This window comes from Pseudodesulfovibrio senegalensis, assembly GCF_008830225.1.
Lineage (GTDB): Bacteria > Desulfobacterota > Desulfovibrionia > Desulfovibrionales > Desulfovibrionaceae > Pseudodesulfovibrio > Pseudodesulfovibrio senegalensis.
Window position 1 is genome coordinate 196,738 of record NZ_WAIE01000005.1, and the last position, 7,538, is coordinate 204,275.

General features: G+C 51.9%; 7 protein-coding genes and 1 tRNA gene. 2 read left to right on the top strand and 6 right to left on the bottom strand.

Translation table 11 applies throughout. The annotated features are described in order from the left end of the window. Positions 1 to 100: 100 nt before the first annotated feature. The 6 genes from tig to F8A88_RS12480 all read right to left on the bottom strand — a co-directional run bounded on the left by tig (position 101) and on the right by F8A88_RS12480 (position 5,378). Positions 101 to 1,630, bottom strand: a complete 1,530-nt coding sequence (gene tig / locus F8A88_RS12455) for a trigger factor (protein WP_151151488.1) — start codon at positions 1,628 to 1,630, stop codon at positions 101 to 103. A 53-nt stretch (positions 1,631 to 1,683) separates the two neighbouring features. Continuing rightward, a tRNA-Leu gene (locus tag F8A88_RS12460) sits at positions 1,684 to 1,768 on the bottom strand. A 75-nt stretch (positions 1,769 to 1,843) separates the two neighbouring features. Then, a complete protein-coding gene (gene thiD, locus F8A88_RS12465; RefSeq protein WP_151151489.1) occupies positions 1,844 to 3,220 on the bottom strand; it encodes a bifunctional hydroxymethylpyrimidine kinase/phosphomethylpyrimidine kinase in 1,377 nt (458 codons plus the stop codon). 125 nt (positions 3,221 to 3,345) lie between these two features. Then, the gene (locus tag F8A88_RS12470; RefSeq protein WP_151151490.1) at positions 3,346 to 3,774 is read right to left on the bottom strand and encodes a hypothetical protein; all 429 of its coding nucleotides are present in this window, start codon (positions 3,772 to 3,774) and stop codon (positions 3,346 to 3,348) included. A gap of 129 nt (positions 3,775 to 3,903) precedes the next feature. Then, positions 3,904 to 4,812 (bottom strand): MerR family transcriptional regulator, encoded by a 909-nt coding sequence (locus F8A88_RS12475; protein ID WP_151151491.1) that lies wholly within the window; start codon positions 4,810 to 4,812, stop codon positions 3,904 to 3,906. A 146-nt stretch (positions 4,813 to 4,958) separates the two neighbouring features. Further along, positions 4,959 to 5,378, bottom strand: a complete 420-nt coding sequence (locus F8A88_RS12480) for a hypothetical protein (protein ID WP_151151492.1) — start codon at positions 5,376 to 5,378, stop codon at positions 4,959 to 4,961. Between the two features lie 307 nt (positions 5,379 to 5,685). Here F8A88_RS12480 and F8A88_RS12485 point away from each other — a divergent pair, with 307 nt between their 5' ends. Next, positions 5,686 to 6,081, top strand: a complete 396-nt coding sequence (locus F8A88_RS12485; RefSeq protein WP_151151493.1) for a Ros/MucR family transcriptional regulator — start codon at positions 5,686 to 5,688, stop codon at positions 6,079 to 6,081. 139 nt (positions 6,082 to 6,220) lie between these two features. Beyond that, complete coding sequence (gene rocD / locus F8A88_RS12490; protein WP_151151494.1) at positions 6,221 to 7,423, top strand: ornithine--oxo-acid transaminase; 1,203 nt, start codon at positions 6,221 to 6,223, stop codon at positions 7,421 to 7,423. Positions 7,424 to 7,538 lie beyond the last annotated feature (115 nt).

The window sequence follows — 7,538 nt, forward strand, 5'->3', positions numbered from 1 at the left end:
TTGAGGAATAAGGGATAATCCTTAATTCAGCAGAGTCAAGCCCAATACAAAAGGCGGTCCGCCAAATGACAGACCGCCTTGAATCTACGTAGGAACGATACTATTTATCGTCAGCCTTTTTTGCAGCGGCTTTTTTTGCCGGAGCTTTTTTGGCCGGGGCTTTCTTGGCCGCAGGCTTTTTGGCGTCCTTGTCCGCGGCTTTCTTGGGGGCAGCCTTCTTGGCCGGGGCCTTTTTGGCAGCGGTCTTCTTGGCGGCAGGCTTCTTGGCGTCCTTGTCTGCGGCCTTCTTGGCCGGAGCCTTTTTGGCAGCGGTCTTCTTGGCGGCTTTCTTGGTTTCGCCGGCAGCTGCGACTTCCTTCACATCAGCGCTGTCCCAGACCAACTCCATGGCCTTATCGGCCAGGATGCGATCCTTGAGCGGCATGATCAGGTTGTTGTCTTCATAATACTTCTTGAGCTCATGCAAAGGCGTCTTGGACTGCATTGCAATGCGAGACAGGAACTGATCGATCTCCTGGGGCTCGACGTCCATGCCCTCTTCCATGGCAATAGACTGCAACAGGATCTCGCTCTTGACAGTTTCCTCGGCCTCGGAACGGAATTCTTCACGAATCTGTTCCTCGGTCTTGCCCGTGGCCGCAAAACTCTTGCCCTGACGATCCAGCTTGTACTCCAGATCTCGGGTCAGGCGCTCGATGCGATCCTCCACCATGGACGGAGGCAGCGGGAACTCCACGCTGTCCAGCAGGTCCTTGAGCAAAACCTTCTGGGCATTGGACTTGTTCAGTTCCTGACGGGAGTTCATATAGGAATCGCTGATGACCTGGCGCATCTGCTCAACGGACTCGAATCCGCCAGCCTTCTTGGCCACTTCATCGGTCAGTTCGGGAATCACGCGCTCCTTGATGGCATGCAGCTTGACCTTCATGACCACGGTCTGCCCGGCAAGGCTGGTATTGATGAAATCTTCAGGGAAGGTGATTTCCTTTTCACCGTCCTCACCCGTGGTCATGGTCTTGACCAGATCCTCAAACTCGGGAAGAGCCTGCTCCTGGCCCAGAACCAGATCGAAATTCTCAGCCTTGATGCCGTCAACAACCTGGCCATCCTTGTAGGCGGCAAAGCTCACGGAAACGACTTCACCGTCCACGGGACAGCGAACATCCTCAATGACCTTCACTTCAGCGGCATTTTCCAACATGCGCTTCTCGACTTCGGCCAGTTCTTCATCCTTGACCTCGGCCTTTTCCATCTCCACGGCCAAGCCCTTGTATTCGGGCAGGTCGAACTTCGGTGCCACTTCAAACGAAATGGAGTAGGTGAAATCCTTGCCGCGCTCAATGAGATCAGCGTCCACATCAATGCGGGAAAGAGGCGCCATGGCCAGCTCACCCATAATCTGGTTGATCTGCATGTTGACGAGATCCGTGGTGGCCTCGTTGTAGATCTGGTTGCGATTCTGGGATTCGATGATGCTCGCGGGGGCTTTGCCCGGACGGAAACCTTTGATGTTCGTACGCATCTTGTACAGGGCCACGGTCGCGGAAACGGCAGCCTCGGCCTCCTCCGCAGGGACGGTGATGTTCACCTGACGTTTGACCGGGGAAATTTCTTCTACTTTATATTCCATTGACATATCCTCCTGGAACGCCCGCCAAGGCGCTTTGATTTCCTCTTTCCTAATGGTGCGGGCGGAGGGACTCGAACCCCCAAGCCGCGAGGCACCAGATCCTAAATCTGGCGTGTTTACCAATTCCACCACGCCCGCAAAAGAACGTGCTTATTAAGCAAGCATTTGAACGACTGTCAACCTTTTCAGGCCTCAAGCCATGTCCTGCAAGGGTCAACAGCCGTTTCGAGAGCCACTGCAATCAATCAGAGCACACAGCCGCGCCATAAGGTCTGCGCAATCCTCGGCCAAAAGCCGTACCAAGGGTTCCCTGCCGGGACCTCCCCGATCGCAAACCGCCCGGACAGCCTCAGGAGCCTCATACGACTGCATGGCGTCGTACACGGCCCACTCCTCCCAGGCTCCATCCGCAACGGCCACATACGGAGGACACTTCTCGCCGTCCACCCAGGCCACAGGGACACCGGCACGCTCCAAAGCCTCAACCACATCCTTATCCTGACGCAAATTAATCATGGCGCTCACTGCCGGGGCAACCCTCCGAGCGGCCACCAGCCCTTTGGCCACATGAACAGAGGCGCCAAAACACGGGTAACCCGCAATGGTAACGTCGCCACGCCGGGTACTCACGATTCCGCCGGTAAAGGCGGCCACATCGTTTTCATCGTCGGCAAAAGGGACCGCAAGGGCAAGATTCATACGAACCTCAGGGACCAGGGAACTGAACCCGGACATGGACATAAGCCGCCTCCCTGCCCGGTCCAAACGTTCCAACGTGTCCTTCTTGGCCCGCTCCTTGAACATGGGAGCAAGGTGGTTTGGAGGACCGCTCCCCTGTCCCACATCAAATCCGGCCCGAAGCGCAAGATTCAGGTACCGCTGCGCATTACGGATAGCCTTGGCCATTTCCAACCCCTGCCCCAACCCTGTGGCAATGGCAGCGGAAAGGGTACACCCGGTTCCATGATTGTTCTTTGTCTCCACACGGGGCTGAATCAATGGAATGGGCTTATGGCCCTTTTCAACAAACCAGTCCGTTGCCGTGACCGATTCCATATGCCCGCCCTTGATCAACACGGCCCCGGGGCCCATGGCCAGCAACTTTTCCGCGGCCCTGGCAATATCTTCCTGATTTTCGATTTGCATGGACGCAAACAACTCCGCCTCGGGTATATTGGGCGTCAGCAAATCCGCATGGGGAAAGACATGCCGAACCATGGCTTCAACAGCCTCGGGCTTGAGTAACTTGCCCCCACTTTGGGCAACACACACAGGGTCAACCACAAGAGGGAACGCCTTTCCCGGCAGAAAACCGGAAACGGCTTCAATTATTTCCGCAGAAAAGAGCATACCAGTCTTGGCCGCGTCCACGGATATATCCTTGAGAACGGTTTCCATCTGGCGTGCGACAAACTCCGGGGAAGGCGCGTGAATCCCGGTGACAGCGCACGTGTTCTGCGCTGTCAGCGCTGTGACAACGCTTGCGCCGTACGCACCGAGCATGGTTATGGTCTTGAGATCGGCCTGAATCCCGGCACCGCCGCCGGAATCAGAGCCAGCAATGGTAAGAATGCCTGGCAATCGTTTCATGAACAGGTTTCCCGATCATACAGAAGTGCAGCCGCAACACTACGGCAATTACAAATTCCTCAAAAGAGGGAAACAATAAAGGAAAGAGCCGTAACCGGCAAGGAAAACGGCATCAGAGTGAACTATCAAGCACAGGAAAGCTTGACATAGTCATCCACGGAAACATCGTTCCAGGACTTGCTTGTCCAGTATGCCGTGGCCCAAATCATCAGGGCCGTGGCCTGCAGATCACTCAGGCGACGAAGCTTGACTTCAAGATTGCTCTTGCTCGCCCCGTGCTGGATATGAACGTTCTTCTCGTCGCAGGCCTCCTCGACACGCAACATCAGATACGCCTGCTTGGACTGGTTGGGCAAAAGTTTTACATCCCGGTGGGACTCCAGCAATGTCTTCAATTCGGCAACGGAGAATTCGGAAGACACATTGCGGATGGATTTGAAAAAAACATCAACAGCCCAGGGCAGAATAAATTCCGCACCGGCACTCTTGGTCTTGAAAAATTCCTTCAACCACTTTTCGTGGTCTTGCGATATGCGCGCAGCGACCTGAGGCATGATCCTGAATCCTCCCTCCGTAGGACGGGCGTGGGCCACCGGGTATCAAACAACAAATTTCACATAGCCCAACTCGAACAATAGATCAAGATTTTTTCTAGAGAATACTTAAACAAAAAAAATCAGTTATCAACCGCCAAACACGGTACGCACCTGGCGAAACAGACTCAGCAGCAAAGAATCAGGGGCATCCACACCATCGATATTCAACCGCACAATCTCGGTAACAGTGTTCCCGCTCGGCGTGACTGTCTGTGCCGTCACCAAAACGATATCCTGCTGTACTGCCCGGCCCGAGTCATCCAATTTGACAACCAACACCCAGTTTCCCGATGTATACTGCCAGGACGTATCAACCACTCGCGCACCGGAAGCGCTTCGCTCTATAAGGGTCACAAAATCCTTGAGTGAAAAATGCTTGGAACCAGTCCCCTGAACCCCGAGATATTCTCCATTTGCACGAATGACCAATGGCCGCTCAAGATACTCGCTGTCAGGAAAGGCAATCCCGCCGGAACGCTCACCTCGAACAATTCTCTCCAACCGCTCGTTGGCTGCCACGGCATCCTTGAGACGCAATTCGAGTTCGCTGACACGGGAGGACATGCTCTGCTTCATATCGGCATACTCGTCACGCAACCCTCGAACCTCATCTCGCAAAGAACGGATTTCACTCCGAAACAACCCCTGGTCATCAAGGGCGTCGGATATTTTGGCCAAGACAGCCTCCAATCCGGAAGATGAAGCCCCAGCAACATTAGTCAACCGTTGATCACGTTGATCATTATTGACCAAGCCACTGAATTTAAGTGCTAATTCATTTTCAATTTGTTCAACTGTCCAATTCTCTCCAAACATCTCACGTATCCTCCTGAATATTTCAAGAGCCTCCATAGGGTAGCGTCGGCGCCGCCCCTCACCTCCTGACGACGGAATAAATCTCTGAAATTTATCCTTATAATACACTATTGTAGAGGGAGGTATATCCAACCTCCTCCCCACTTCTCGCAAACTCATATACTTGGACTGTCGTTGCATACCTACACCACTCTATTGCTCATCTACTGAACAAAATATCTTAATATATTTTTTTGTCAAGCCTTTTTTGACCAACTAATGAACAACCAAGAGCACAAAAAAAGGGCACGGACAACCGTACCCCTTAACAGAAAAATGGATAGAAACTACTTTTTCACCAGCACACTCTTGAATTCGTTCAAAAGAGCGCGCACTTTCTGCAACCGCTCCATCTGTTCAGGGTCAGTCACCTGACGCGAAAGCAAAACTGATTGCGTTTCCATCTCGCTCACCATTCCATACTGCATATGCACTGGAATCTCCTCCAGACTATCAACGCGACTGCCCAAGACCTGAACATCAGATTTCAGCGTGCGCAAGGCTTTGACCTCGTCGGCAACCCCGGCGATATTCCGATTCAACCCAAAAAAGAAAATGGCCAGCAACACAACAGACAGCAAGGAAACGATCATTGCGACTCGACTCATATCCCGGCCGGTACGCTCCTGGGCAGCTTTCTCTGCGACAACATCTTCCTGCTCAGAAACATCTTCAACAAGATGAAGATTTGTCTTTTCGGTATTCATTGAACCTCCGCTCTCATAAATCTCCCAATATTACCAAACAGCTGAGCCAAAACCTACTCCAGGGCCGCAAAGGAATCAAGCCCTGGACAAAAAAGAAGAAAAGCTCACGATACAACATAAAGCATCGAAAATGTCCGTGCACATTCCATTTGTGGCCGTATATGCCAACGGATCGGTGCATGTTATAATTATGTACAGAGACCGCTTTCACGTTGCTATTGTCTGGACGCATTTTTTTACATATGATAAAGAATAACATTACAGTCGTAAAAATTTTTTATGAATACATAAACTCTGGAGTGTACACATGGAAGAGTATCTGAAACAAGCTCTTGAAATTGTAAAGGCACAGGCAAGCGTGCGCACCATGACGGAAGAAGAGATCACTTCCATGGTACAAAAGCTTTCCGCAGGCATACAGGCAATCGCTGAAGGCGATTCTCTTGAAGCCGAAGAAAAAATGGCCTGCGAACCACAAAAAGCCATCAGGGAAAAATCCATCATATGTTGTGTCTGCGGAAAATCATTTAAAATCCTGACAAAAAAACATCTTGCCAGTCACGACCTTACCCCAGCAGAATATCGCGAAAAATTCGGCTACAAGAAAAACTTCCCATTGGTGTGCAAATCCCTGCAACGCGAACGCCGCAAAAAAATGAAAGAAATGAAACTGTGGACCAAAAGAAAAACCAACAAGAAATAGCAAAAAACGACTTTTCAAAAAGAAAGGTGAGGGCAAACGTCTTCACCTTTCTTTTTTTTGGGGTGGAGGATACTTGGTGAAACTGTTAACAGTGCAGCAAAGTGGTAGGAATTTAACCTCAATCACACAAGGACATTCCATGGACACACGGCACTTCATCAAGACCGAAGACAAGTACGGGGCCAGAAACTACCATCCGTTAGACGTGGTTATTTCGAAAGGAAACGGCATATGGGTATGGGACGTTGAGGGAAACAAGTACATGGATTGTCTCTCCGCATACTCAGCCATCAACCAGGGGCACTGCCATCCCCGCATTCAAAAGGCCCTTACGGAGCAGGCTTCCCGCCTCACCCTCACTTCACGAGCGTTTCGCAACAATCAGCTGGGCCCCTTCTATGAAGAAATATGTTCACTGACGCGCTCTCACATGGTCCTGCCCATGAACAGTGGCGCCGAGGCCGTGGAAACCGTCATCAAAGCTGTTCGCAAATGGGGCTACACCAACAAAAAGGTTGCCCTGGATTCTGCGGAGATCATCGTATGCAACAACAACTTCCATGGCCGGACCATAACCATCGTGGGCTTCAGTACCGAAGAACAATACAAGGAAGGATTCGGTCCTTTTACTCCGGGATTCAAATCCATACCGTTCGGTGATGCCGATGCGCTCGAGGCCGCAATCACACCGAATACGGTCGGATTCCTTGTAGAGCCCATCCAAGGAGAAGGCGGTGTCATTATCCCGCCGGACGGCTACTTGCAACGTTGTCGGGAATTGTGCACCCAACACAACGTAATCTTGATCCTCGATGAAATACAAACAGGACTCGGCCGGACTGGAAAACTCTTTGCCGAGGAACACGATGGAATCGAAGCCGATGTTACGTTGGTGGGAAAAGCCCTTTCCGGCGGTTTCTATCCGATTTCCGCGGTACTTTCCAATGCGGAAGTGTTGGGTGTATTCATGCCCGGGGAACATGGAAGTACCTTCGGCGGCAACCCGCTGGCCTGCGCCGTAGCCCGTGAAGCCCTCAAAGTCCTCACGGAAGAGAATCTGGTGGAAAATGCCGCGACTATGGGCAATTACTTCATGCAGAAACTCAACGCCGTGCACAGTCCTCATATAGCGGAAGTCCGTGGCAAAGGGCTGATGATCGGTGTGGAACTGAAGCCGTCTGCAGGCGGAGCTCGGCGTTTTTGCGAGGCCCTGATGCACAAAGGCCTTCTCTGCAAGGAAACGCATGAACATGTCATTCGTTTTGCACCACCGCTGGTCATTGGCCGAGAGGATATTGACTGGGCCATGGAGCGTATCGGGCCGGTACTCTGCATGGAATAACAAGATGGATTCTGGTAAAGCCCCGCCCCCCTGCTTGCCCATTGCACCAAACGCAAAAAAGGCCCTGTCCGTATTGGACAGGGCCTTTTGAAATAAAGCCTTGGCAACGACCTAC